Origin of the sequence: Eubacterium sp. AF34-35BH, assembly GCF_003477765.1 — a bacterium.
Lineage (GTDB): Bacteria > Bacillota > Clostridia > Lachnospirales > Lachnospiraceae > Eubacterium_G.
Genome location: NZ_QUDZ01000002.1, coordinates 1 through 24,651, shown reverse-complemented (window position 1 = coordinate 24,651; position 24,651 = coordinate 1). Strand labels below are relative to the sequence as shown.

General features: G+C 32.8%; 29 protein-coding genes. All 29 read left to right on the top strand.

The features are described from left to right. Positions 1-222: 222 nt before the first annotated feature. Positions 223-2,856, top strand: coding sequence for a pyruvate, phosphate dikinase (gene ppdK / locus DWZ69_RS02140; protein WP_118435983.1), 2,634 nt, complete (start codon positions 223-225; stop codon positions 2,854-2,856). A gap of 684 nt (positions 2,857-3,540) precedes the next feature. After that, the gene (locus DWZ69_RS02135) at positions 3,541-3,894 is read left to right on the top strand and encodes an NUDIX domain-containing protein (RefSeq protein ID WP_158573357.1); all 354 of its coding nucleotides are present in this window, start codon (positions 3,541-3,543) and stop codon (positions 3,892-3,894) included. 126 nt (positions 3,895-4,020) lie between these two features. After that, complete coding sequence (locus DWZ69_RS02130; RefSeq protein ID WP_118435980.1) at positions 4,021-4,773, top strand: radical SAM protein; 753 nt, start codon at positions 4,021-4,023, stop codon at positions 4,771-4,773. Positions 4,774-4,837: 64 nt separating this feature from the next. Further along, on the top strand, positions 4,838-5,320 hold the full coding sequence (locus DWZ69_RS02125; RefSeq protein WP_118435978.1) for a GNAT family N-acetyltransferase: 483 nt from the start codon (positions 4,838-4,840) through the stop codon (positions 5,318-5,320). Positions 5,321-5,357: 37 nt separating this feature from the next. Further along, a complete protein-coding gene (locus DWZ69_RS02120; RefSeq protein ID WP_118435976.1) occupies positions 5,358-5,870 on the top strand; it encodes an NUDIX domain-containing protein in 513 nt (170 codons plus the stop codon). Positions 5,871-5,895: 25 nt separating this feature from the next. Beyond that, positions 5,896-6,360, top strand: a complete 465-nt coding sequence (locus tag DWZ69_RS02115) for an adenylate kinase (protein ID WP_118435974.1) — start codon at positions 5,896-5,898, stop codon at positions 6,358-6,360. Positions 6,361-6,369: 9 nt separating this feature from the next. Further along, the gene (locus DWZ69_RS02110; protein WP_118435972.1) at positions 6,370-6,930 is read left to right on the top strand and encodes an NUDIX hydrolase; all 561 of its coding nucleotides are present in this window, start codon (positions 6,370-6,372) and stop codon (positions 6,928-6,930) included. 65 nt (positions 6,931-6,995) lie between these two features. Beyond that, positions 6,996-7,733, top strand: a complete 738-nt coding sequence (locus tag DWZ69_RS02105; protein WP_158573349.1) for an HAD family hydrolase — start codon at positions 6,996-6,998, stop codon at positions 7,731-7,733. Between the two features lie 48 nt (positions 7,734-7,781). Beyond that, positions 7,782-8,267: an NUDIX domain-containing protein gene (locus DWZ69_RS02100; RefSeq protein ID WP_207721430.1), complete on the top strand. Its 486-nt coding sequence runs from the start codon at positions 7,782-7,784 to the stop codon at positions 8,265-8,267. A 30-nt stretch (positions 8,268-8,297) separates the two neighbouring features. Next, on the top strand, positions 8,298-8,729 hold the full coding sequence (locus DWZ69_RS02095) for a GNAT family N-acetyltransferase (protein ID WP_118435966.1): 432 nt from the start codon (positions 8,298-8,300) through the stop codon (positions 8,727-8,729). 52 nt (positions 8,730-8,781) lie between these two features. Further along, the gene (locus tag DWZ69_RS02090; RefSeq protein ID WP_347497434.1) at positions 8,782-9,042 is read left to right on the top strand and encodes an inorganic pyrophosphatase; all 261 of its coding nucleotides are present in this window, start codon (positions 8,782-8,784) and stop codon (positions 9,040-9,042) included. A 150-nt stretch (positions 9,043-9,192) separates the two neighbouring features. Then, the gene (locus tag DWZ69_RS02085; RefSeq protein ID WP_118435964.1) at positions 9,193-9,669 is read left to right on the top strand and encodes an NUDIX domain-containing protein; all 477 of its coding nucleotides are present in this window, start codon (positions 9,193-9,195) and stop codon (positions 9,667-9,669) included. An 84-nt stretch (positions 9,670-9,753) separates the two neighbouring features. Further along, a complete protein-coding gene (locus tag DWZ69_RS02080) occupies positions 9,754-10,281 on the top strand; it encodes a macro domain-containing protein (protein WP_199640859.1) in 528 nt (175 codons plus the stop codon). A gap of 55 nt (positions 10,282-10,336) precedes the next feature. Then, positions 10,337-10,915 carry a hypothetical protein gene (locus DWZ69_RS02075; protein WP_118435960.1) on the top strand — a complete coding sequence of 193 codons (579 nt, stop codon included), beginning with the start codon at positions 10,337-10,339 and terminating at the stop codon, positions 10,913-10,915. Between the two features lies 1 nt (position 10,916). After that, positions 10,917-11,180: a hypothetical protein gene (locus DWZ69_RS02070; RefSeq protein WP_118232044.1), complete on the top strand. Its 264-nt coding sequence runs from the start codon at positions 10,917-10,919 to the stop codon at positions 11,178-11,180. Between the two features lie 10 nt (positions 11,181-11,190). Further along, complete coding sequence (locus DWZ69_RS02065) at positions 11,191-11,568, top strand: protein-export chaperone SecB (protein WP_118435958.1); 378 nt, start codon at positions 11,191-11,193, stop codon at positions 11,566-11,568. A 560-nt stretch (positions 11,569-12,128) separates the two neighbouring features. Beyond that, positions 12,129-12,629 (top strand): replication initiator protein A, encoded by a 501-nt coding sequence (locus DWZ69_RS02060; protein WP_118435956.1) that lies wholly within the window; start codon positions 12,129-12,131, stop codon positions 12,627-12,629. Then, positions 12,629-13,477, top strand: a complete 849-nt coding sequence (locus DWZ69_RS02055; protein WP_118435954.1) for an ATP-binding protein — start codon at positions 12,629-12,631, stop codon at positions 13,475-13,477. Before DWZ69_RS02060 ends, DWZ69_RS02055 begins: the two co-directional genes overlap by 1 nt. Then, positions 13,455-13,619, top strand: a complete 165-nt coding sequence (locus DWZ69_RS12010; protein WP_158573348.1) for a hypothetical protein — start codon at positions 13,455-13,457, stop codon at positions 13,617-13,619. The genes DWZ69_RS02055 and DWZ69_RS12010 overlap by 23 nt, the downstream gene beginning before the upstream one ends. Positions 13,620-13,733: 114 nt before the next feature. Beyond that, on the top strand, positions 13,734-15,437 hold the full coding sequence (locus DWZ69_RS02050) for a recombinase family protein (protein ID WP_243081029.1): 1,704 nt from the start codon (positions 13,734-13,736) through the stop codon (positions 15,435-15,437). A gap of 84 nt (positions 15,438-15,521) precedes the next feature. Then, complete coding sequence (locus DWZ69_RS11960) at positions 15,522-15,815, top strand: AAA family ATPase (protein WP_147364248.1); 294 nt, start codon at positions 15,522-15,524, stop codon at positions 15,813-15,815. A gap of 25 nt (positions 15,816-15,840) precedes the next feature. Further along, positions 15,841-15,996, top strand: coding sequence for a hypothetical protein (locus tag DWZ69_RS12005; protein WP_158561142.1), 156 nt, complete (start codon positions 15,841-15,843; stop codon positions 15,994-15,996). Between the two features lie 59 nt (positions 15,997-16,055). Beyond that, positions 16,056-16,289, top strand: coding sequence for a DUF4258 domain-containing protein (locus DWZ69_RS02040; RefSeq protein WP_243002626.1), 234 nt, complete (start codon positions 16,056-16,058; stop codon positions 16,287-16,289). 8 nt (positions 16,290-16,297) lie between these two features. Continuing rightward, on the top strand, positions 16,298-16,519 hold the full coding sequence (locus DWZ69_RS02035; protein WP_336302302.1) for a type II toxin-antitoxin system MqsA family antitoxin: 222 nt from the start codon (positions 16,298-16,300) through the stop codon (positions 16,517-16,519). Between the two features lie 688 nt (positions 16,520-17,207). Next, a complete protein-coding gene (locus DWZ69_RS02030; RefSeq protein ID WP_158561141.1) occupies positions 17,208-18,527 on the top strand; it encodes an IS30 family transposase in 1,320 nt (439 codons plus the stop codon). 306 nt (positions 18,528-18,833) lie between these two features. After that, entirely contained in the window at positions 18,834-19,322 is a 489-nt protein-coding gene (locus DWZ69_RS02025) for an RNA polymerase sigma factor (RefSeq protein WP_243002625.1), read from the top strand. Positions 19,323-19,347: 25 nt separating this feature from the next. Next, on the top strand, positions 19,348-20,208 hold the full coding sequence (locus DWZ69_RS02020; protein ID WP_118000883.1) for an RsiV family protein: 861 nt from the start codon (positions 19,348-19,350) through the stop codon (positions 20,206-20,208). A 33-nt stretch (positions 20,209-20,241) separates the two neighbouring features. After that, positions 20,242-21,135, top strand: coding sequence for a polysaccharide deacetylase family protein (locus DWZ69_RS02015; RefSeq protein WP_158561140.1), 894 nt, complete (start codon positions 20,242-20,244; stop codon positions 21,133-21,135). A gap of 252 nt (positions 21,136-21,387) precedes the next feature. Next, the coding region (locus tag DWZ69_RS02010) for a glycoside hydrolase family 76 protein (RefSeq protein ID WP_147364247.1) at positions 21,388-24,651 on the top strand (3,264 nt) is incomplete at its 3' end.

The following is a 24,651-nucleotide window of genomic DNA, read 5'->3' as shown; positions in this document are numbered from 1 at the left end:
TTATAACAAAGGAAAAAAGTGGAATTTTTTATTGACTATAAAAGTGCGTATGTTATAATTAACTTTAGGTGCAAATGCGCCCTTTTTCAGCCTGTAAATTTACACAGGAATATTATTAAAAAGACTGGGCGGCATCAAAAATAGAGTGTATGAGTTACTTATGATGGCCATATTCCATAGGACTCATGACATAAAATACTAATTAATTAGGAGGAAAGAAACATGGCAAACAAATGGGTATACCTTTTTAGCGAAGGTAATGCTAACATGCGTGAACTTCTTGGTGGTAAGGGTGCTAACCTTGCAGAAATGACAAGCTTAGGACTTCCAGTACCTCAGGGATTCACAATCACAACAGAAGCTTGTACTCAGTATTATGAGGACGGCAGAGAAATCAATGAAGAAATTCAGGGACAGATTAACGAATACATCGTTAAGATGGAAGAAATCACAGGAAAGAAATTCGGTGATAAGGAAAATCCTTTACTTGTTTCTGTTCGTTCAGGAGCTAGAGCTTCAATGCCAGGTATGATGGATACAATCCTTAACCTTGGTCTTAACGAGACAGTAGTAGAAGCTATTGCTGAAAAATCAGGAAATGCTCGTTGGGCTTGGGACTGCTACAGAAGATTCATTCAGATGTATTCAGACGTAGTTATGGAAGTTGGTAAGAAATACTTTGAAGAACTTATCGACAAAATGAAAGCTGACAGAGGTGTTAAGCAGGACGTTGAACTTACAGCAGAAGATTTACAGGAATTAGCTGGACAGTTCAAGGCAGAATATAAAGAAAAAATTGGCGAAGACTTCCCAGATGATCCTAAGGAACAGTTAATGGGTGCTGTTAAAGCCGTATTCCGTTCATGGGATAACCCACGTGCTAACGTTTACCGTCGTGACAACGATATCCCTTATTCATGGGGAACAGCTGTTAATGTACAGTCAATGGCATTTGGTAACATGGGTGATGACTGTGGTACAGGTGTTGCATTTACAAGAGATCCAGCAACTGGTGAAAAGAAGCTTATGGGTGAATTCTTAAAGAATGCTCAGGGTGAAGACGTTGTTGCCGGTGTTAGAACACCAATGCCAATCGCTCAGATGGAACAGGAATTCCCAGAAGCATTCGAAGAATTTGTAAAGGTTTGTGAAACACTTGAAAACCATTACAGAGATATGCAGGATATGGAATTCACAGTTGAAAATAGAAAATTATATATGTTACAGACAAGAAATGGTAAGAGAACAGCTCAGGCTGCTTTACAGATCGCTTGTGACCTTGTTGATGAAGGTATGAGAACTGAAGAAGAAGCTGTAGCTATGATCGATCCTAGAAACTTAGATACATTACTTCATCCACAGTTTGATGCTGCTGCTCTTAAGGCTGCTACACCAGCTGGTAAGGGACTTGGTGCTTCACCTGGTGCTGCTTGTGGTAAAGTTGTATTTACAGCAGATGATGCTGAAGCTTGGAATGCAAGAGGAGAAAAGGTTGTTTTAGTTCGTCTTGAAACATCTCCAGAAGACATTACAGGTATGAAGGCTTCACAGGGAATCTTAACAGTTCGTGGTGGTATGACATCTCACGCAGCCGTAGTTGCTCGTGGTATGGGTACTTGCTGTGTATCTGGTTGTGGAGATATCACAATGGATGAAGAAAACAAGAAATTCACATTAGCTGGAAAAGAATACCATGAAGGAGATTACATCTCAATCGATGGTTCAACAGGTAATATTTATGATGGTATCATTGAAACAGTTGATGCTACAATCGCTGGAACATTTGGACGTATTATGGGATGGGCTGACAAGTACAGAACTCTTAAGGTTAGAACAAATGCTGATACACCAGCAGATGCTAAGAAAGCTAGAGAACTTGGTGCAGAAGGTATCGGTCTTTGCCGTACAGAGCATATGTTCTTCGAAGAAGACAGAATTGCTGCATTTAGAGAAATGATTTGTTCTGATACAGTAGAAGAAAGAGAAGCAGCTCTTGAAAAGATTCTTCCATATCAGCAGGGAGACTTCGAAGCTTTATATGAAGCTCTTGAAGGATGTCCAGTAACAATCAGATTCTTAGATCCACCTCTTCATGAATTCGTACCTACAGAAGAAGCTGACATTAAGAAGTTAGCAGACGCTCAGGGCAAATCAGTAGAAGAAATCAAGGCTATCATTGATTCACTTCACGAATTCAACCCTATGATGGGACACAGAGGACTTCGTCTTGCAGTTACATATCCTGAAATTGCTAAGATGCAGACTAAGGCAGTTATCCGTGCAGCTATCAATGTTCAGAAGAAACATTCTGATTGGACAGTTAAGCCTGAAATCATGATTCCATTATCATGTGATGCTAAGGAATTAAAATATGTTAAGGATATCGTAGTAGCAACAGCTGATGCTGAAATCGCAGCAGCAGGTGCTGAACTTGAATATCAGGTTGGTACAATGATCGAAATCCCTAGAGCAGCATTAACAGCTGACGAAATCGCTAAGCAGGCAGACTTCTTCTGCTTCGGTACAAACGATTTAACACAGATGACATACGGATTCTCAAGAGATGATGCTGGTAAGTTCTTAGATGCTTACTATGATGCTAAGATCTTCGAAAACGATCCATTTGCTAAGTTAGATCAGGTTGGTGTTGGTAAGTTAATGGAAACAGCTATCAAGCTTGGTAAGCCAGTTAACCCTAACCTTCACGTAGGTATCTGTGGAGAACACGGTGGAGATCCATCTTCAGTAGAATTCTGTCATAAGATTGGTCTTGATTATGTATCATGTTCACCATTCCGTGTACCTATCGCAAGATTAGCAGCAGCTCAGGCAGCTATTGCAGAAAGTGGGAAATAATCGTTTATGGTGTCAAAAGCCCCTAAACATCGGCAATTTCACGATTTCTAAGGACTACTTGAAAGAGTACAAAAAGTTCGATAAAAACATGAAAAAAGCGGGTAAATGGGAAGACATCAACGTAACGATTACGGTTTGATAAAAAATAATCAGGGAATCATACTTTTAAAGTATGGTTCCCTTTTTGTATGTTTGAAAAAAGAAAAATATTAAATCCAGGTTGTCAAAAGTAGATTAAGAAAATGGAGGCGGGTCTATTGCAAGATACGCATTTGTATATACAAATACATTCTTGTTAGGAAGAATCCTAAAACCTCTATATCTCAAATGTTGTATTGGCGGGTGCATCTGCTTTGAGGAGATGTCAATTGGACACAAATATTCTAAATAATTTGAACTGAAATTTTGTAATTGATAAAATAATGAAATATCAATTTGATTATAGATATGGTAGAATATAGCTGTATAAATGTTGAGCGAAATATAATAACACGAGTATAGCGTGATAAAACACTAATGGCACTGTGTATAAAATAGAAAATTGGGTAGATGATAAATTAAAATTTAGGGAGGTGAACATATATTGGCAAGAGCAAAATATTAGGTATTAGTCATTCCATATCATATTGAAAACGGCAATGTAAAATATTTCATATTTAAAAGAAATGATATGAAAGGCAATTTATAGCAGGTGGTGGAGAAGATGAGGATGAAACTATAATAATATCTGCAAAACGAGAGGCATATGAAGAAGCAAACATAGGTATGGATTGTAAATATTCTGTACTTGATACACAAAATAGCATACCAACATACTGTTTTAAAGAAGCAAGAAAAATATGGGGTGAAAATTGTTTAGTTATTCCTGAATATACATTTGCTGCTAGGATGGATACAACAATTTTGGAATTGTCTCAAGAGCATACAAAATATGAATGGGTTGATTATAAAACTGCATTAAAAAGACTTAGATATGATAGTAATAAAACTGCGTTATGGGAATTAGATAGTAAAATTAAATTAGGAACATTAAATTAAGAATATTCATATTATGATTTAAATACAACAAAATTGTAGTGTGTTGCAGTTGTAAGCTTGTCATAAGCTCTAGATTTTGAAATATAGGCTGAAAATTAGGGCTATTAGCAAATGAGGTAAAAAAGAATGAACAAGTATTTAGAAAATTTAAACAGAATAGAGTTTGTTGTAACAATGGCATGCACAGGAAGATGCATACATTGTTCAGAGGGAGAACATAAATCAAGTGGAAAACACATAGATGGAGACATAGCAGTGCAAGCAGTTATTGATATATGTAATAACTATGATATTAAATCTTTAATGACTTTTGGAGGAGAACCTTTGATATATCCGGAAGTGGTTTGCAACATTCATAAAACTGCTAAAGAAATGAACATAAAGGATAGGGCAATAATCACTAACGGATTTTTTTCTAAAGACAAAGAAAGAGTAAGAGAAGTGGCGCAAATGTTGTCATATAGTGGAGTTCAAAAAGTGTTATTATCTGTTGATTCATTTCATCAAGAGACTATACCGCTTGATATAGTGAAATATTTTGCAATGTGCATAAAAGAGAGTGGTGTAGAAATTAAATTAAATCCTGCTTGGCTTGTGAGCAAAGAAGATGATAATGAATATAACAAAAAGACAAAGAAAATTATTTCTGAATTTGAGGATTTAAATATTCCACAGGCAAAAGGAAATGTTATTTTTCCAAATGGAAATGCAGTGAAATATCTAAGTGATTACTTCGATAAGAACAAGGAATATATAAATCCATATGAGGAGAATCCAATAGATGTTAGAACAATTAGTTTTTCAGAAAATGGGGATGTGTTGAATGGGAATATTTATGAAAAATCAATTATGGAGATAATTGAGGAATACAAAGTTTAGAATAAAGATACATTTCTTTTTTTAAGAAATAGTAAAACAAATTTAGAATTTATGAGGTGTGGCAATGATAAGAAAAGTAAGAGGTGAAGAAATACCAGTATGTGTGGAAATTATTAAAAAAAGTTTTTTGACAGTTGCAGATGAATATGGTTTTACGGAGGAAAATGCTCCTAGGTTTACAGCTTTTGCGACTACGCAAGATAGATTGTATTGGCATATGGATGGAGAGCATAGGCCAATGTATGTATTTGAAGAAGATGGTGCTTTGTGTGGATATTATTCACTTTTGTTACAAGGAAATGGAGAATGTGAACTTAATAATCTTGCAGTATTGCCAGAGTATAGACATAAGGGCATTGGAAGACAATTATTAGCTCATTCCTTTAATATAGCAAAAGAATTAGGCTGTAGAATTATTAATATAGCTATTGTAGAAGAAAACAGAGTTCTTCGTAAATGGTATGAGTTGAATGGAGCAATACATATTGGAACAAAGAAATATGATTTTTTTCCATTTACATGTGGATATATGAAAAAGGAATTGTAGAGAAATTTAGTATTAGGAGGCGAAAAGGAGAGAAGCGATGGACGAATGGTTAAAAACAAGAAACTTACCTTTACATTTTATATCTGTTGCAGGATTAGTATATAAAGGCGATGAAGTTTTATTGATTAAATCAAAACGTAGAGGATGGGAAATCCCTGGCGGAGTGGTAGAACAGGGAGAGGATATAATAAGTGGCTTAAAAAGAGAAATATTTGAGGAAAGTGGCATTGTTGTCGAGCCGGAAAAGTTTGTTGGTCTATATCAGAGATTGAATACTAAAGATGGATATGGTCCCCTTGAAGGAATGATTTTACCTCCTGTTGTGAATTTGACATTTATTTGTAAATATATAGATGGAAATGAAAATGTATCAGATGAAAGTATTGAAGTAGGATGGTTTACTCCAAACATTGCAAAAGAAAAAATTACTGCTCCTGATATAAAGAAAAGAGTTTGTGATATGTTGGAATTTGATGGTAAGCACCATTTTAGTACTTTTGAAAATATAGATAGTAAAATAAAATTTATTAGCGATATGCTTGTTAAATAATTATACATAATACGGAGTAAAAAAATTGAAACAAATAATTATAATCGGATGTCCGGGAAGCGGGAAAACTTATTTTGCAAAACAGTTGTCAGAAATTTTGCAAATAGAACTTTTTCATATGGATAATATATATTGGAAGAAAGATAAAACGCATATTAGTAGGGGAGAATTGATTAGCGCGGTAGATCGAATAATAAGTCAATCAGAATGGATTCTTGATGGAAATTATATATCAACTATTGAGCAAAGAATAAAAGCTGCGGACACGATATTTTTCTTCGACTATGAAACTAAAGATTGCTTAGAAGGAGTTAAATCAAGAATTGGTGTAAAGCGTGATGATATTCCGTGGATAGAAACAAAATTGGACCCTGATTTTCAAAAATGGATTATGGATTTTAGAAAAGATACATTGCCTCAAATAGAAAAAATATTAGAACGATACAAATATAAAAAAATAATTAGATTTGCTTGTAGAGAAGATAAGTAAAAATACTTGATGAAATTGAAAAAGAATGTAAATAAGAATATTACAATTCATACCACGGAACTTAATATAGAGTTGCAGGATGACCAATGGCAAATGGAATATATTGATCATAACAGAAATATTGCCAGGGCAATAGTGTATGATGAGGATGGAAATTTTTATTTTGTAAGAGCTGAAAGAAATGATGATTTCGGACAGGCAACAATTATAGAAACAGCAGGTGGGGGTGTTGAAGAAGGAGAAGAATTGCAGGATGCAATAAAAAGAGAACTTAAAGAAGAATTGGGTGTAAAAGTAGATGTAATCTGCAAAATCGGAGTTGTAAGCGATTATTATAATCTGATTCATAGACATAATATTAATAACTATTTTTTGTGCAAAGTTGAATCCTTTGGTGAAAAAGAACTGACAGAAGATGAAATAAATAATTTTCACTTATCAACATTGAAATTATCTTATGAAGAAGCTGTTAGAGAGTATGAATATAGGTCAAATACAAGATTAGGGAAAATTATAGCCAATAGAGAATTGCCGGTGTTGCATCGTGTAAAAGAAATAGTTGATATTTAGATAAGAATTACTAAATTAAGATTTATGGAGAAGACTTTTAGATTTAATATATGGAGAATATAAAGATGAGTATACAGAAACCGAAGATGATATTATTTGATTATGGACATACATTATTGTATGAGATTGGACATAATGCAGAAATGGGGAATAAAGCAATATACCAATACATAAAAAGTAATCCTAAAAATATTTCATTTCAAGAATTTAATAAAATAGTAAATAGCACATTTAAAAAGATAAATGAGTGTGGCAATGGAATTGATATTTGTGAGAAAAATTTTTTGCGATTAGTATATGGATACATGAACATTGAATTATCTGTTTCATTGGAAGAGGCAGAAAGCATTATATGGAATGGTGTATCAGAATGTGATATTATGCCAAATGCAAATAAAATATTAGATTATCTGAATAAAAATGACATTAGGAGTGGAGTCATTAGTAATATGTGTTGGTCTGGAAAATCTTTGAAAGACAGATTGAACAGATTACTTCCGAATAACAAACTGGAGTTTGCAATTACTTCTGGGGATTATATATTTAAAAAGCCAAATAAAATGCTATTTGGGATAGCGCTGAATAGAGCAGGACTAAATGCAGAAGAAGTGTGGTATTGTGGAGATAGTGTAAAAGCGGATATTTATGGAGCACATAATGCAGGAATATTTCCAGTTTTGTATGAAGGAAAAACAGAAGAAAAGAACTCATTTGAGGGTCAAAACGAGGGAGACGAGATAGATTTTGATTATTTTAAAATTAATAATTGGGATGAATTGATAGAAAAAATTGAAACAATATAGAATAGGAAATAAACTAGAATATTAGTAATATGTACGAGGACGTGAATTATGGAACTTTGGGATGCATATGACATGAATTTAAATAAAATTAAAGATAAAACATTAATAAGAGGTGAAGCCGTACCAGATGGAATGTACCATTTAGTGTGTGAGGTTATTGTTAAACATACAGATGGTACATATTTGTTAATGCAAAGAGACAAAAATAAGCATTATGGTGAATATTGGGAAGCTACAGCAGGAGGTTCAGCATTGCAAGGAGAAAATCCACTTGAATGTGCAATAAGAGAATTGCGAGAAGAAACAGGAATAAATGAAACAAATTTAGTGGAGCTAGGAAGGGTTGTTCAACATAATCATCATTCAATATATGTTGATTATATTGTGATTACGGATTGGGACAAGTCTAACATTATTCTTCAACAAGGAGAAACACAGGATTATAAGTGGGTAGATAAAGATACTTTGAAAAATATGAAATCTAATGAATTGGTAACAAGAAGAATGCAGCTTTTTATTGAGGAATTACGATAATAGACAATAACAAGATTAAAGGAAAGTATTATGAAAATAATTAAGTATGAAGACAAGTATCGTGATGATATGATTTTTATGATATTAGAAGCAAAAAATGCTTTAGGTCGAGTTCCGGGATTAAATGAGGATTTATTGGATATTAAAAGGAACTACTTGGATGCAGGAGATATGTTTTGGTTGGCTATTAATGAACAAGACAGAGTTATAGGAAGTATTGGATATAATTCTATAAGAGACACCGATGAGGTTTGGCTGCATCGTTTGTTTGTAAAATACAATTTGAAAAGACAAGGTATTGGAAGTGCTTTGTTAGAAATGGCAGAAAATTATATAGCAAATCAAGGAAAGAAAGTGGTAAGAATTCATCTGGGAGGAGATGGCTTTGAGGAATCAAAAATATTTTATCCCAAACATGGCTATGTGGAGTATCGGGAACGCTATATGATGAAGAATTTGTAGATAATAGCAAATTACTACGGTAGGAGAATTGAAGTTAGAGGAGGTAAATATAGTGGTTGGCGATATTGTAAAAGTAGTGGTTGACAGACCACTTGGAAGTTATCATCCTAAGCATAAAGATATGCATTATCCGATTAATTATGGATATATTGAAGGAATAATTGCTCCAGATGGAGAAGAACAAGATGCGTATATTATAGGTGTAGATGAACCTGTAAAGGAATTTGTTGGAAGAATTATTGCAATAATACATCGCAATAATGATGTAGAGGAAAAAATGGGTCGTTGCACCTCAAAATATGATATTTACTAAAGAACAAATATGGGAAAAAGTTTTGTTTACAGAACAGTACTTTGATTCTGAAACAATAATGTAAACATAAGTATTTTTGAACTAATAAAATAAATAGAAAAATTAGAATTATGCGATTGGGTAAATAAGAAACTACAGAGGAGTTTATAAATGGTAGAAGTAAAATTTTATGATAGTATAGATGATAAATTTCTAAAATTTGCAGTTATCATTTCTAAAACAAATGGTAAATGGATATTTTGTAAACATAAAGAAAGAGATACTTATGAAGTGCCAGGCGGGCATAGGGAAAGTGGCGAAGATATTTTAGCTACTGCTAAGCGGGAATTGATGGAGGAAACGGGTGCGACAGATTTTACCATCAAACCAATCTGTGCGTATTCGGTTAAAGGACAAACAAATATGATGGAAAATATAAACGATGAAACATTTGGCATGCTTTTCTTTGCAGAGGTATTTTCTTTTCAAGAAATACATAGTGAAATAGAGAAAATTTTAATTACGGATAACTTAGTTGAAAATTTGACTTATCCTTTAATTCAACCTCAATTAATTAAAGAAGCAAAAAAACAGAGGATATTTATAAATAAGAATTTGTGGAGGATAAAAATAAGTAAATTGAAATAATATTCATTTTATATTATTATCATAGTAGGAATTAATTGTTTGTTAATATACATAATAATATTATGTATATTGTTGAAGGTGGCAATGTTTATGATTAGTGCAATAAGAGGTGATATTACAAAAGTGATAGGGTATGATGCAATTGTTAATGCTGCTAACAATACATTACTAGGTGGTGGTGGCATTGATGGTGCTATTCATAAGGCAGCTGGTCCTGATTTGTTAAAAGAATGTATTTTATTACAAGGCTGCAAAACAGGAGAAGCTAAAATAACAAAAGCTTATAATATTGATTGTAAATATATAATTCATACAGTAGGACCAGTTTGGTATGGTGGAAATCATAATGAAGAAAATTTGTTAAAAAAATCTTATAGAAGTATATTAAGACTAGCAGTAAGGTATAAAATTCATAATATTGCTATACCATCTATTTCTACGGGGAAATATAACTATCCTGTAAATAAAGCTGCAAAGATTGCATATGACACAGTTGTAGATTATATTAGTATTAACAATATAAATAATTTAAATATAACATGGGTACTTTTTGACAATAAGACATATAGAGCATATATAGATATTATAAAGCAATTTGAAGAATGTATTTGAAATATTTGATATTTTGAAGTATAATAAATGAACTACTAGGCATATGGAGAAAGTAATGGAATATACAGAAAGCTATTACAGTTTAAGCCATGGTACAGACCAACACTCAGCAGAGAATATTGTTAAAGAGGGATTTTCTATAAAAGGTGATGCAACAAGTTGGTGTGGTAAAGGAGTGTATTTCTACGACATAAAAGGGAAAGCATGGTGGGCTGCAAAAAGAAAATGTTCAGAAATAAAAAAAACACAATACAAAAAAATTAATCCTACTATCATTTTAGCTGATATTGAAAAAATATCCAAGAATGACATTTTTGATTTGAGAGTTAAAGATAATCTAGATGAATTTGAAAAATTTACTGTGAAAGTATTGGACGATTCTTATCGTATTTTAATTGACAACATAGAAGATGATACTGAAAGATGTATACAGTTGAGAGCAATGTTAATCTCTTTTTTTGCTGATGAAAAAAATAGTAAGTTAGTAATAGGGAATTTTAGACAGCGCCCGCAGCCTTTATATGAACATGCGATACAATTTGCTGATTCGCTTGATATTGTTTTTGGAATAGAAACAATATACTGCGTGAAAGATACAAACATAATTAGTAATATTCGTTTAGGAGGTAATTAATATGAAAGATATGATGGAAGCATTCAAAAAATATGCTAAAGAACAGTTTGGTTATGATATTTCTTTCGAAAAATCTTCAACTCCGGATACGTTTGAATCGTTGTTTGGTATGAGTTTTATTAACCAGAAGGATGAAGAAATTTTCTTGCCGGAAGGACATCAGGAAAATGTGTCATATAGCAACAATATTGCAAAAGTTAATTGTGTAGAAATATCATGTGATGAAGTAATTGATTTGCAGCAAGATATTGCTGTAGCTGCATAGTGAGGTAGAAATGAACATTAATCAAATGAAATCAAATTTAAAAATGAAAAACTTTTATTTTAGTAATTGTAGTTTTTCTAGAGATTCAATAATTGCAGATGGGGAATACAATATCGATCTTCAAAAAAAAATAGATAAAATAGATGAGCATATATATAGAGTTTCATTAAAAACAATGATTTTGAAAGAGGATATGAAATTGGAGGTTGAAGCGAATGCAGAGTTTATTTATAGCTCTGATGATTATGGGAATGAGGAAACAATAATTAATGCGAATACAATTGCAATTATGTTTCCGTTTGTTCGAAGTCAAGTTACTTTATTGACGTCTCAACCAGGTATGGCACCTATTGTATTACCACCAATTAATACACAAAAATTTAATTAATAGATAGGCCTTAGTGATTAAAAGGCTAACCAAAATCTTTTAGGGTCAACTTTTAGGGGGACCCTAAAAGATTTTGGTTAGCCCATTTTTTTATTATTTCTAAAAAATAAACCATAGTAGATGAATTTTTCTACAAAAATAGACCATCCTAGAATTCGACATTGCAATATTAATAGAGTAAAATATAGCCATAAAGATTTAATAACAAACAAAAAGTTTAGCAGAACAAACTTTAACTTTGCGACATTATGTCGGGAAGTGCATTTTATAAAACTATTATTTTCACATTCCCACTGTGAAAATAAAAAAATTTTAGCAGTTACAGTTTTATGAATAAAAAAATCTTTATGTTAAACTAATTAGGTCAGACCTGGGAAAGACAATTTAATAACAATAAAAAACGCCAAGAAGTAATCTACAGAAAAAGTAGGTTTTACTCTTGGCGTTTGTTGTTATCAGGGTATTAGGGTGTCCCTAACAAGAATGCATTTGTGGCCACAAATGCGTATCTTGCAATATATATTTACACCACTAAAAAATACGAAGCACAGGAGGGAAAAATGAAACAATACATAAAAAAAGAAACAAGATTAGCGGACTTTGATCCATGTCCCAGATTTATCTGGAATGAAGGTTTATCAAGCTTGGCTATTTCAGTATATACTCTTTTGCTTGGAAGAGTTTCATTGTCGAAACAAAACGATATGATTGATGAGCAGGGAAGAGTGTATGTAATTTACACAGTAAAGCATATGGCAGAAAAACTGTCCAGGTCGGAACCACCGATTTATGCTGCACTGAAAATGTTAGAAGAAAAAGGATTAATAGAGAGGAAAAGTTCAGGCAAAGGAAATCCTAATCATATTTATGTAAAGATTAAACCATATAAAGAAAATGTAAGTAAGGACTTAAACAAATTTAATACGGGTACTAAAGAAAACGATAAATATGACATTAAGGAATCAAAAGGAACAACCTTAAGTAATCCTAATACTAATAAATATATTAATAAAAATAATATAGAAAATAATTATAAATATAGACAAGGAGACAGATTGTAATGGAAAAACAAAATTATAATATCAATGAATTAGAACAAATAAAAAACAACCAATCAGAACAAATAGAATATTGCAAAGTGTGTGGAAAACCAATAACAAAACGCTTTAATTTCTGGGACAAAAAATCAAGGTTGGTTCGTTGCAGATGTGATTGCGATGAAAAAGCCAAGCAGGATAAAATTAATAAAGAGCAAGAGAGAAAGAGAAAGGAGCAGGTAACAAAATTGAAAAACGATTGCTTTAGCAATAAGGCAATGTGGAGTTGGAATTTTGACAATGATGATGGTCGAAATTCTAAAATGGAAATTGCACAAAAATACGTTCTAAAGTGGGAGACCATGATGGAGCAGAATTATGGTTTGATGTTTATTGGAGATGTTGGCAGTGGGAAAAGTTATATGGCTGCCTGCATAGCTAACTCATTAACAAATCAAGGTTATACAGTGAAGATGACGAATTTTATAAAAATCAGAAATGACATTTTTAGTGCCGCAGATAAAAATGCTTATGTGGAAAAATTGTGTGATTACGATTTACTTATTCTTGATGATATTGGTACAGAGAGAAATACGGACTATTCGTTAGAAAATGTTTATTGGGTTATTGATGAGAGAACTGCAGCTGAGAAGCCAATTATAATAACAATTAATCTAAATTTGGATAAATGTAATTTTGACGAGAATATTACATATAAAAGAATTTATGACAGGCTGCGAAAGGTTTGTATCCCTATTGGAATGGAAAATAGAAATCTGCGACAGGAAGATTCTATTGAACATAATTCAAGAGGAATTACAGAATTACTTGTAATTGATGAGGGCACTAATGAGAACAAAAATTCAGAATGAATTTAAAGTTAAATTTAACGATAAGGATAGAAACAAAGGAGTGGACATTCTTGCCTTATGTTTAATAAAAGAACTTGGCAGGGACAAAAACATACCGGAAGAATTAGTTAGAGCAGTGGAAATAAAATATGATAACGAATAGTTCAAAAAGCCAAGATGTTTTGCACCTTGGCTTTGTAAATATTGAATTAACCAGGTTATGATGCTATACTATGCTAAAATCTATATTTGATAACCTGGTGGATAGGAGTAAATTATGAAGAGAAAAGTTGCAATATACGCCAGAGTATCAACAGAGCATGAAGCACAGATTAATGCTCTTGAAAATCAGATTCAGTACTATGACAATATTTTGACACAGAATCCTGAATGGGAACTTGTTGGAAGATACATTGATGAAGGAATTACAGGAACATCTGTTAAAAAGAGAAAAAACTTTTTGAGGATGATGGAGGATGCTAAAAATGGCATGTTTTCATTAATCCTAACTCGTGAAGTTAGTAGATTTGCAAGAAATACTGTAGATACGTTACAAGAAACAAGAAAACTGAAATCTTACGGAGTAGAGGTTTATTTTACAGAAGATAATATTAGAACGTCTGATGATACAGACGGAGAGTTAAGACTTACATTGATGGCTACATTAGCACAGAATGAAAGCAAAAAAACATCTGTAAGAGTTAAGGCAGGACAGAAGATTTCTTTTGAAAACGGAGTCTTGTATGGCAATGGAAATATTCTTGGATATGACAGAGTTGGAAGAGAGCTGGTTGTGAATCCGGAACAGGCTGAAACAGTAAAAATGATATTTAATATGTATCATGATGGAATGGGATGTAAGCAGATAGCATATGAGCTTGAGAAAAGAGGAAGAGTTACTTCCACAGGGCTTACGCATTGGCAACCGGGAACAATTTCGCGCTTACTTAGAAATTCATTCTATTGTGGAAAAATTGTTTATAGAAAACAATATGTTCCTGACTATCTTGAACAAAAGAAAATCAACAATTATGACGAGGTTGATAAAATTGAAATTACGGGAAAACATGAGCCAATTATTTCGGAAGAATTGTTTAATGATTGTCAGAGAAGATTAGATGCGAAAACTGTAAACAGACTGCGAGGAAAGCATGCAATTAATCCACCAAAAAGTGCCTATGCAAGAATACTAAAATGCCAATGCGGTTCTAATTTTGAACGTAGAAAATGGCATAAATACAAGGATGGCAGAATACGATATGGCTTTGAATGTTATAAACAGAAAAATCATGGATCATATCGTACCAGACTTAAAAAAGGATTAGATACAACAGGTTGCTGTACAACCAAGATGTTTCCAGAGTGGAAATTAAAGATAGTTGCACATTGGCTATTTAATGATTTATGGAAAGAAAGAGACAAAATTATTAATAGAGCAATAGAAATGTTAAATGCAACAATTAAAGATGAAAATGTTGTAGATTATACTGATGAAGTAAAAGAATTAAATAAAAAACGAAAGAAATATGAAGAAAAACTTTCCAATCTTGTTGAACTTCGTGTTGAAGGAGATATTTCCAAAGAAGTTTATGAGGAAAAGAAAGGAGCCTTCAAAAAGCAGATTGGGTACATTGATTCAGAGCTATTGAAGCGTGATGTGAAAAATTCCGCAATAGTTTCAAATGTAAAAACGCAGATTCAATTACTTACGGATTTGCTGGGAAAAAAGTATGATGTTATCAGTGGAGATATTCCTGAAGACATAGTGGAAACATTCATAGATCAGATAGTTGTTCATGATGATTATTTTGAATGGAGACTTAGAACATCCACAGAACCGGTGCTATGTAAAGTGGAAGGAAACGAAAAAGATAACACTATTATTTTTTTAGAAAACGACTCCCACAAGGTTGCCACTCAATACAGGCAGCTATTGCGAACAAGTAATACACTGATAAGTGAAAGGAATATAATTACTTAAAATAATGAACTCCTGTATACCGGAAATGGTGTGCAGGAGTTTTTTTTCACATAAAATAGTGTAAAATCAAAATTATAATATCTTATGGGAGAAAATATAAGTAATATTTCTGTATTAGTAGGTAAAAATGGTTCAGGTAAAACCACTATATTGGACATATTAGGAATGGATAGAGAAGATAGATTGAAAAATTCGATAAAAAAGAAAAGTGTAAAAGATGAGTATTTTTTGTTGTACTATATAGGAAGAAATGACGATGGAGATGATATGTATGGTATAGAAGTAATGGGGAAAAATGTACTAACCCGTAGATTTGAATTATGGAAGCGAAAGAAGCTTAGAAGAAGATGGAGGATGTGTTTTCCTATTAATATCTGATGAAGAAAAGGAACATAGCAAAATAATGAAAAAATATTTTGTAGACAAAGAAGATTGTGAGTTTAAAGATATATTAGTTGAAAACAAGGGTGAACAGTGGATTTCTGAACTATATATTTCAGCTACAGAATATAGCATTACTATTGTGTACAAAAGGGGGGAGAAAAGAAAAAATGTTTAATTGATATTTAACACACGGATAAGTATAATGTAAATATAGAACAAAAGTCGTAGACTTATTTGGAAAGAGACATTTCAAGAGCAGATGTTAAAAAATGTGTTTTGGAAGGTGAAATAATTGAAGATTATCCAGATGATTTTCCACATCCTAGTTGTTTAATTTTTGGATATACTATAAATGATAAAATAATATATGTTGTTGCTGGAAGTGATGGAAAATATATTTATATTATTACAGCATACTTTCCAAATACAATCAAGTTTGAAAAAGATTTAAAGACAAGGAGGAAATAGATATGTGTATGTTTTGCAAATGTGATACAGTTAAACAAAGTACTACAACTCATGTTGTTAATTACAAAAATAGTATCATTGTAATTAAAAATGTTCCTTGTGAAGAATGTGAGCAGTGTGGAGAAAAATATTATACAGACGAAGTAGCAGAACAGTTAGAAAAGATGGTTAATTTAGCAAAGCAAATGATGCAGGAAATTGCAGTGCTAGATTATTCAAAGGTAGCATAAAAAGATAAAGCAGAAATAGGAGTGGCTGTAGTAAGCCTATGATATGTAACGGCTCAGGCAGCTATTGCTAACAAGTAATAAATACACTAGTAAGTATTACAGGGCAAACACTTTTATCCACTTTTGGGGCAAAGTTTTCAGCCAGTAATGAATCAATTTGAATCAGTAATGTAAAACTGAATCAATAGTGCCAGTAGGCAAAAATAAAACTCACATGAGTTGTGAGAGTGTCCAAGCATAAAGAATGACCTTGATGGTTCTGTAGAAATACAGACCGTCAGGGTCTTTTTTGCTAATAAATAGGCTTAAAACAGGCTATTGACAGCAGTTTTTAATAATTGGAGAAATACCTTATTTTAAGGGCTTTCAAGGGTCTTGAGTTACACATAAAATCATAATTTTATGAGGAACAGAAAATGTAATACAGAGTTAAAGGGTATTACTCTGAAGCAATCTATTTTATGTTTGAAACATGAATGGATAGGGGAAATCTCTGAAGGACAAAGAATTTACACAGGATAAAAACTTTGCCCCGAAACAGAATGAAAGAGATTGCCCTATGACAGATATAATTATAAAAAAGTATTTTTACTTAAATGAATTTCAAAGTTCTGTTTTATACAACTAACCCATAAGTTAGTTCTGCAATGATATAATAGGTATGTATCCTCCTGGGATTGGAGGAAAAATGCCTGAAAAAAGAAAAAAAGGACAACACTTAACCTGGGAAAACAGACAGGAGATTCAATTAGGATTAAAAAATCATTTAAGCTTTGCAGCAATTGCTGACGTTATTGGCTGCTCACCGGACACCATATCCAAAGAAATAAGAAAACATAGATATTTTAAAGAAAGAACAAAACTTGCAGGAAACTACAACAGAGTAAATGACTGTAAATACAAAGAAAAGTGTAAAAAAAGAAATCTGTGTAATAAGAAAAAAGGATATCATTGTAGAATACAATGTAAGAAGTGTTATAAGTGCATGGACTTGTGTGATGCATACAAACCACATAGCTGTCCAATAGAACACAAGGCACCATATGTTTGTAATGCATGTGAAAAATCTTCCACATGCAGATATGGTAAATATCTGTATAATGCGAATTGTGCACATCATGAGTATCTTGAAACATTAAAAAGTTCAAGAGAAGGAATAGACATAACAAAGGCAGAACTCATAGAACTGGATGAACTAATAAGTCCGTTAATAAAAATGGGACAGCCCATAGCACATATATATGAGAATCATAAAGAAGAAATTCCATGCAGCATGAGAACGGTATATGAATATATTGATAAATGTTATTTATCAGCAAGAAACATAGACATGCACAGAACTGTAAGATACAAGAAAAGAACAAAGCAAGAGAAAACACCAAAGGTAAGTTCAAGAAAGAAGCTAGGTCATAGACATAATGACTTTTTAAAATATATTGAAGAAAATCCCGGAACAAGAATAGTCCAGATGGACACAGTGGAAGGTGTAAAAGGCGGAAAGCTATTACAGACATTTCTGTGGCCGGAGAACAATCTGATGTTGGCATTTCTAATAGACAGTAAGGAAATGTCAAACACAGTAAGAGTGATTGATTATATAGAAGAAACAATAGGAATAGAAGAATTTAAGGAATTGTTTCCGATTATTCTAACGGATAATGGGAGTGAGTTTGCAGATCCTGAAAAGTTCGAAAAAGGAATAAACGGAGAAAAAAGAACAAGATTATACTATTGTGAGGCAAGACATTCAGAACAAAAAGGTGAACTTGAAAAGAATCATGAATACATAAGATATGTATTGCCAAAGAAAACATCATTTGATGAACTTACACAGGAAAAGGTTCAGTTAATGGTAAATCATATCAATAGCACATCAAGACCAAAATTTAATGGTGAGACACCAATAAATAAGGCCTTGAAGTCATTTGATAAAAATGCAATGGAAAAGCTTGGGCTGGAAATCATCCTGCCGGATGAGATCCACCTGAAGCCTGATCTATTGATGTAAAAAACAGGCAGGAGGATACGAAAAGGATAGCCAAATCCACAGGCATCCAGAAGTTACTCTTGCACTGTGATTTCTGGGAGCCTGGTTAGTATGCTCAAAAATCCACTGATTTAACTTAATTATAGAATTGATAAAGGGAAAAAACAACAGATAAACATGCAAAAAATGACGAAACCAGAAGTTAGTTCTGCAAAATGAAAATGGAAAAAGCAAACCAGAAGTTAGTTTTGCATTCTTTTTATAAAAAAATGAAACTTTTTGGTACTTTGAATAGTCTAAATAGTATAAAGCGTAAAGGAGATAAAATTGAAAGAGAAAAAAGAAGATATAATTAGCAAACTTCTTATAAATAATTATGACAAATATTATCATATAGCATATAGCTATGCTCAAAATAAAAATGATGCACAGGATATAGTACAAGAAGGAGCGTATAAGGCTATATATAATTCGAAAAAATTACGTCAGGTAAAATATGCAGACACATGGATATGCAAAATTATTATAAATGAAGCAATTAATTATATTAAAAAAAACAGGTTTAATTGGGATAGAGATATTGTAAGTGAAATGAAAGATGAAAAAGATATGTTTGAGATTGAAGATAATAAGATTGAATTGAAACAGGCGTTGAACAAATTAACAGATAAAGAAAGGGCTGTAATTGTGTTAAGATATTTTGAAGAAATGAGTTTAAATGATGTTGCGTACATTTTAGGTGAAAACTTAAGTACAGTAAAAAGTAGGATATATAGGGCACTTGAGAAGTTAAAAGAGTATATGATAGTTAAATAAATTGTGATATGAAGGAGAAATTAAGATGGTAAATGATGAAATGTTAAAAAAACTAAAAAGTCAATATATTGGAGTCGAAGTTCCTGATGATGAAAAAATGAAATTAAATGAAGTTTTAGAGTATGCTAAGATTGATAAAAAAAGAAAAAGGAAAAAAGTTATAATTGCAAGATGGATGATTTCTGTTGCTGCATTGTTGTTAGTTGTAATTATGCCAAATACAAATGAAACATTGGCATCATCTTTGGAAAATATACCTTTGGTGGGAAATATTTTTACTGTAATAACAGTTAGAAAATATGATAAAGATAAAAATATCAAAGTTAATATGGCAAAAGTAGATTCTAATGGAGATATTAAAAACAAAAAAACAGTTGAAAAGTTAAATAATGATATAAAAAAATATACAAACAAGATAGTGAATCAATATAAAGCAGATTTAGGTTCAAGTGGATTTAGTGATTTATATATGGATTATAAAATTGTTGTTAATAATGATAAGTGGTTTACAATAGCATTTACAATAAATGAAACCAGAGCAAGTGGATACGAATTTCATAGATATTACAATATAGATAAATCAAGTGGAAAGATTGTTAGTCTAAAAGATATGTTTAAGAAAAAATCTGATTATATAAAGATTATAAGTAATGATATAAAACGACAAATGAAACGACAAATGTTGACTAAAGACGTTGTATATTTTATTAAAGATAATGGTATTTCTACAGGATTTAAAGAAATATCAGGCAATCAAAACTACTATATAAATAATGAGGGAAATATAGTAATTGCATTTGATGAGTACGAGGTAGGACCAGGATGTACAGGTACGCCTAAGTTTGTAATATCAAAAGATATAGTAAAAAATATTTTAAATAATTAAGAAACATAAATACAGATGATGGAGATGAAAAAGATGACAAGAGATGAAAAAAAACAAAAGAGAATAAGACAACTTAAAATGCGTGTAGTATCCACGTTATTAATATTGTGTTTAGTAATCGGAGTAGGCGGTTATACTTTAATAGAAAAAAACAAAGGGAGTAAAATAGTTGTAAGAGTTAATGGTGGAGTTGTTGAAAATACAAAGAATGTTGCAGCTAATGGTGAAAAGGCTTCAACTGAAACAAAGAAAGAAAACGGTAAAACCGAAGCGAAAACAACAAAAGATAATAAAAGAGTAATTGATCCTAATAAACCTATGATTGCATTAACCTTCGATGACGGGCCGGGGGAGAGAACATTGGAATTGCTGGAAACATTGGAAAAATATAAAGTTAGAGCTTCGTTTTTTATGTGTGGTACAAGTCTTTCCAGAAACGATATAAAGGTGGAAGAAATTTTAAAGAAAATGGATGAATTAGGATGTGACATGGGAAATCATACGATGGATCATCAGTCATTGCTAACATTATCCTCGAAAAAAATCAAATGGGAAGTGGAAGGGGTTAATGATTTGATTAAGAAGCATGTTGGACATGGAACTAAATTTGTGAGACCACCTTACGGAGCAGGAATCAGGGATAAGAAGGTAAGTAAATATGTAAATGCACCTATGGTTTGCTGGTCTGTGGATACATTGGATTGGAAGACAAAAAGCAAAAAGGAAACAATAAGGTCTGTTATGAATGATGCTCATGATGGAGATATAGTGTTGATGCATGACATTCATGGATGGACAGTAGATGCAGTAAAAAAGATTGTTCCAAAACTACTAAAAAAGGGATATCAGTTAGTTACAGTATCTGAAATGGCAGAGGCTAAAGGCTACAAACTAGAAAATAGAAAGCCATATTTTGAATTCTTCTAGATATATGAACCGTTATGTTAAATTAAAAACTTAGCATTGTGGTTTTTATATGCAAAAAATTAACTTTTCACAGGAGATAAATAACCAGATAGAACCAGATACAAAAACAATTAAATAAAGGCTAAAAGTATTATCTGTCCCAACTTAAAATTGGTGTGCATTTTTTAGAAATGGTAACCAAATTTTATATTACATTGAGCCTTAATTTGTAAGGTGATAACCTACAAAAAAGAGTAAAAATAGGAGGGAAACATGCTAAAAAGATTTATTTCAATTTTGCTAACAGTAGTTATGGTTAGCACGTTTGGGGTAGGTATGAATTTTGGTCAAAATGTTGAAGTAAAAGCTGCAACTGCAGGAATAACTAATGGTGCAACTTATACAATTGTATCGGCATATAATGGTAAGGCAATAACACAGACCGACCTTTCAACATTTTATGCAAATTGTGTGGTTTGGAACACAGATGCAATGAGCGATTTGGCAAGATGGACATTAAAGGAAACAGGGGATTATTATAATATTACCAATGTAGTATCCGGTAAAAGTATAAAAATAACCGGTAAAAACAGTGGTGATAATATGGACTTAAATGGCAATGATAATTCCGATAACTACAGATGGAAGTTAGTGCCAATTACATCAGGAACATATTCCGGATGTTACTATATTGTTTCAGCTGTAAAAAATGATAATGGTGAAGAAGAATATGCTGAAATTATTAGTGATGATGACAAAAAAAATAAGGATGGCGCACAGGTCAGATTATGGACAAAGGCAAAAAGTGTAGATTATGAGCCTCGCCAGATTTGGAGAATACAAAAGAGTGATGCTGAGAATTCATCATTTACTGAAGCAATGGCAGACAAAGCTTTAGAAGCATTTAAGAACAAATATTATGTTAAAAATTCAACAACCGGATATGACAGCTTAGGTGGTGGATTCTGGGGAATTGCAGAAGTTATGGAGGCTATGCTTGATGGATATGAAACAACAGGAAAATCAATTTACAGGGATATGTTTCAAAATACATATAAGGATTTTATAGCAAGAAATGGAGATTATTGGTCAAATAATGATTTTAATGATGATATAGCCTGGGCAGTGCTTGATTCCGTAAGAGCATATTTGTTGTTTGGTGATCAGAGTTATTTAGACATTGCCAAGAAAAACTGGGACTTTATGTATAAAAGAGGAACAGAAGGAAGAACAGACGGAATGATCAGATGGTCTCATGAAAATGGTAGAGGCGACGGAACATTGTCATGCATTAACGGACCTGCAACAGTAGGTGCATGTTATCTGGCAATTGCCACGGGCGATGACAGTTACTATACAAAAGCTAAAAGGGTATTTGATGCATGGAGAAACAGTTCACTGTATGTACGTGAAGGCGATGATGCAGGACATGTATGGGATAGTGCAGGAAACGCCTGGCGTTCTACTTATAATCAGGGAACTTTCCTTGGAGCAGCAATCATGCTTTATGAAAAATATGGAACACAGCAGTATTATGATGATGCATGCAATGTCATGGCAAATACAGTAAAAAACTTATGCTATAACAATATTTTAAAAGAAGAGAATACAAATTCAGGTGACCTTTCAGGTATGAGAGGAATTCTCATGAGGTATATGAGAAAATTCATTGTAGATTTTAATAAGGGTGAGTATCTTTCATTCTTTAAAGATAATGCAAGAGTTGCATGGATGAATAGTAATTCAAAAGGAATTATGCAATGTGCATGGCAGGGAAAAGCATCTGAAGACGCAACATGGGATTCATTTGCGGCATATAACGCCATTTCACTTATGGCGAACATGCCAACATATGCAGATAGTTTACAAAGAGATGCTTATTCAAATATTGAAGCAGAAGATTTAGATTATTGTAAAGGGCTTATTTCAGAAAATTCCGGCGGAACAAGTGGTGGCAGAAGTCTTGGTGGTGTGAAGAACGGCAACTATGCTGCTTACTACAATATTGATTTTGGTGAGACAGGTGCGTCAAAACTTACATTTAAATATTCAAGAGAAACTGAAAAAGAAGATGCAAAAGGAACACTGGAATTTAGGCTTGGAAGCACAACAGGACCACTTATTGCAAAGGCAAGCATTGAAAATACAGGAACATGGCAGAACTGGAAGGAAGTGACAATTGATACAGCCCGCATTACCGGAGTACAGAACGTATACATAGTGTTTAAGTCAGATACACCACATGTATGTAATTTTGATTATTTTAAATTTACTAAGGCAACAAAGGATGATCAGGGATACTTTTTCCTAAAGTCAGATGCATCAAATCAGTATGCAGTGTGTAAAAACGGAAGCAGTGATACAACAATTGTTGCAACAAGTGATAATAGAGATGAGTGGGAACAGTTTAAAATAATTAAAAATGATGATGGAACAGTTTCTTTCAAATCATTAGTGTCAGGAAAATATATATGTATGGTAAGTGAAGGAGCATATCTTACAGCAAGCACCTCCGCAATATATACCGGAGAAAAATTTGTTATAGAAAGATACAAGGAAGATACAAGTAAAAATAAACATTTTGCTATTAGGTCAATTGCAAATAGAAAGTATTTGTGTGTTGATCCAAATGGCGACAAGGCGGTTCTTTCAACTTCAACTACTATAGGTGGCTTAGGGGAAACTTTCCATATGGAAACCGTAAATGGAGAATGGATAGTGCCTGACGGAACTATTCTTGCGGATAGTGCATATAGAGATGCATTTTCAAAAATTGAAGCAGAGAGAACAGATGACTATAATGGAACAATTAATTATGATACATACCTAGGAAATACCAATGACGGTGAATGGGCAAGATATGATAGTGTAAGGTTTACCAAAACCGCAAAGAGTATTATAATGAATTACTCTGTAAGAGGTAGGATTGCCACAGGAAAAGTATCATTATATTTAGATAGTTTGGATACGACACCTGTTGGAGAATTGTATCTGACTGAAACTGCTGAAGATAGTTGGGATACATATGTTGAAAAAAAGTTTGCTTTGGAAAAAGAGATAAGTGCAGGAGTTCATAAGGTATATCTTAAATTTACTCCTGACAGCGGAAAGACATATGTTGGAAATATTGATTATTTCTTATTTAGTGAAGAACCAACAACAGTAGCCCCAACAACAGAGGCAACTACTACAGTAGCCCCAACGACAGAGGCACCTACAACAGCAGCGCCTACAACGGTTGCGCCAACAACAGAGGTACCAACAACGGTAGCCCCAACGACAGGGGGACCAACAACGGTAACTCCAACGACAGAGGTACCAACAACAGTAGCCCCAACGATAGAGGTACCAACAACGGTAGCTCCGACTACAGAGGCACCAACAACGGTTGCATCTACTACAGTAGCCCCAACAACAGAGGCACCTACAACAATAGCCCCAACAACAGAGGCACCAACAACAATGGCGCCTACAACACAGAGTGAAACTTCAACAGTAGCAATTGGAGAAGGAAGCGATGTAGGTAAGGTTAACAGG

What these genes read in the sequence shown, in the direction of transcription:
- DWZ69_RS12010 (WP_158573348.1), top strand. Translation starts at nt 13,455, where the DNA reads ATGAGAACAAAAATTCAGAATGAATTTAAAGTTAAATTTAACGATAAG.
- DWZ69_RS02075 (WP_118435960.1), top strand. Translation starts at nt 10,337, where the DNA reads ATGGAATATACAGAAAGCTATTACAGTTTAAGCCATGGTACAGACCAA.
- DWZ69_RS02035 (WP_336302302.1), top strand. Translation starts at nt 16,298, where the DNA reads ATGTTTTGCAAATGTGATACAGTTAAACAAAGTACTACAACTCATGTT.
- DWZ69_RS02080 (WP_199640859.1), top strand. Translation starts at nt 9,754, where the DNA reads ATGTTTATGATTAGTGCAATAAGAGGTGATATTACAAAAGTGATAGGG.
- DWZ69_RS02070 (WP_118232044.1), top strand. Translation starts at nt 10,917, where the DNA reads ATGAAAGATATGATGGAAGCATTCAAAAAATATGCTAAAGAACAGTTT.
- DWZ69_RS02055 (WP_118435954.1), top strand. Translation starts at nt 12,629, where the DNA reads ATGGAAAAACAAAATTATAATATCAATGAATTAGAACAAATAAAAAAC.
- DWZ69_RS02015 (WP_158561140.1), top strand. Translation starts at nt 20,242, where the DNA reads ATGACAAGAGATGAAAAAAAACAAAAGAGAATAAGACAACTTAAAATG.
- DWZ69_RS02125 (WP_118435978.1), top strand. Translation starts at nt 4,838, where the DNA reads ATGATAAGAAAAGTAAGAGGTGAAGAAATACCAGTATGTGTGGAAATT.
- DWZ69_RS02100 (WP_207721430.1), top strand. Translation starts at nt 7,782, where the DNA reads ATGGAACTTTGGGATGCATATGACATGAATTTAAATAAAATTAAAGAT.
- DWZ69_RS12005 (WP_158561142.1), top strand. Translation starts at nt 15,841, where the DNA reads ATGAAAAAATATTTTGTAGACAAAGAAGATTGTGAGTTTAAAGATATA.
- DWZ69_RS02020 (WP_118000883.1), top strand. Translation starts at nt 19,348, where the DNA reads ATGGTAAATGATGAAATGTTAAAAAAACTAAAAAGTCAATATATTGGA.
- DWZ69_RS02120 (WP_118435976.1), top strand. Translation starts at nt 5,358, where the DNA reads ATGGACGAATGGTTAAAAACAAGAAACTTACCTTTACATTTTATATCT.
- DWZ69_RS11960 (WP_147364248.1), top strand. Translation starts at nt 15,522, where the DNA reads ATGGGAGAAAATATAAGTAATATTTCTGTATTAGTAGGTAAAAATGGT.
- DWZ69_RS02050 (WP_243081029.1), top strand. Translation starts at nt 13,734, where the DNA reads ATGAAGAGAAAAGTTGCAATATACGCCAGAGTATCAACAGAGCATGAA.
- DWZ69_RS02065 (WP_118435958.1), top strand. Translation starts at nt 11,191, where the DNA reads ATGAACATTAATCAAATGAAATCAAATTTAAAAATGAAAAACTTTTAT.
- DWZ69_RS02060 (WP_118435956.1), top strand. Translation starts at nt 12,129, where the DNA reads ATGAAACAATACATAAAAAAAGAAACAAGATTAGCGGACTTTGATCCA.
- DWZ69_RS02030 (WP_158561141.1), top strand. Translation starts at nt 17,208, where the DNA reads ATGCCTGAAAAAAGAAAAAAAGGACAACACTTAACCTGGGAAAACAGA.
- DWZ69_RS02105 (WP_158573349.1), top strand. Translation starts at nt 6,996, where the DNA reads ATGAGTATACAGAAACCGAAGATGATATTATTTGATTATGGACATACA.
- DWZ69_RS02130 (WP_118435980.1), top strand. Translation starts at nt 4,021, where the DNA reads ATGAACAAGTATTTAGAAAATTTAAACAGAATAGAGTTTGTTGTAACA.
- DWZ69_RS02095 (WP_118435966.1), top strand. Translation starts at nt 8,298, where the DNA reads ATGAAAATAATTAAGTATGAAGACAAGTATCGTGATGATATGATTTTT.
- ppdK (WP_118435983.1), top strand. Translation starts at nt 223, where the DNA reads ATGGCAAACAAATGGGTATACCTTTTTAGCGAAGGTAATGCTAACATG.
- DWZ69_RS02110 (WP_118435972.1), top strand. Translation starts at nt 6,370, where the DNA reads ATGAAATTGAAAAAGAATGTAAATAAGAATATTACAATTCATACCACG.
- DWZ69_RS02085 (WP_118435964.1), top strand. Translation starts at nt 9,193, where the DNA reads ATGGTAGAAGTAAAATTTTATGATAGTATAGATGATAAATTTCTAAAA.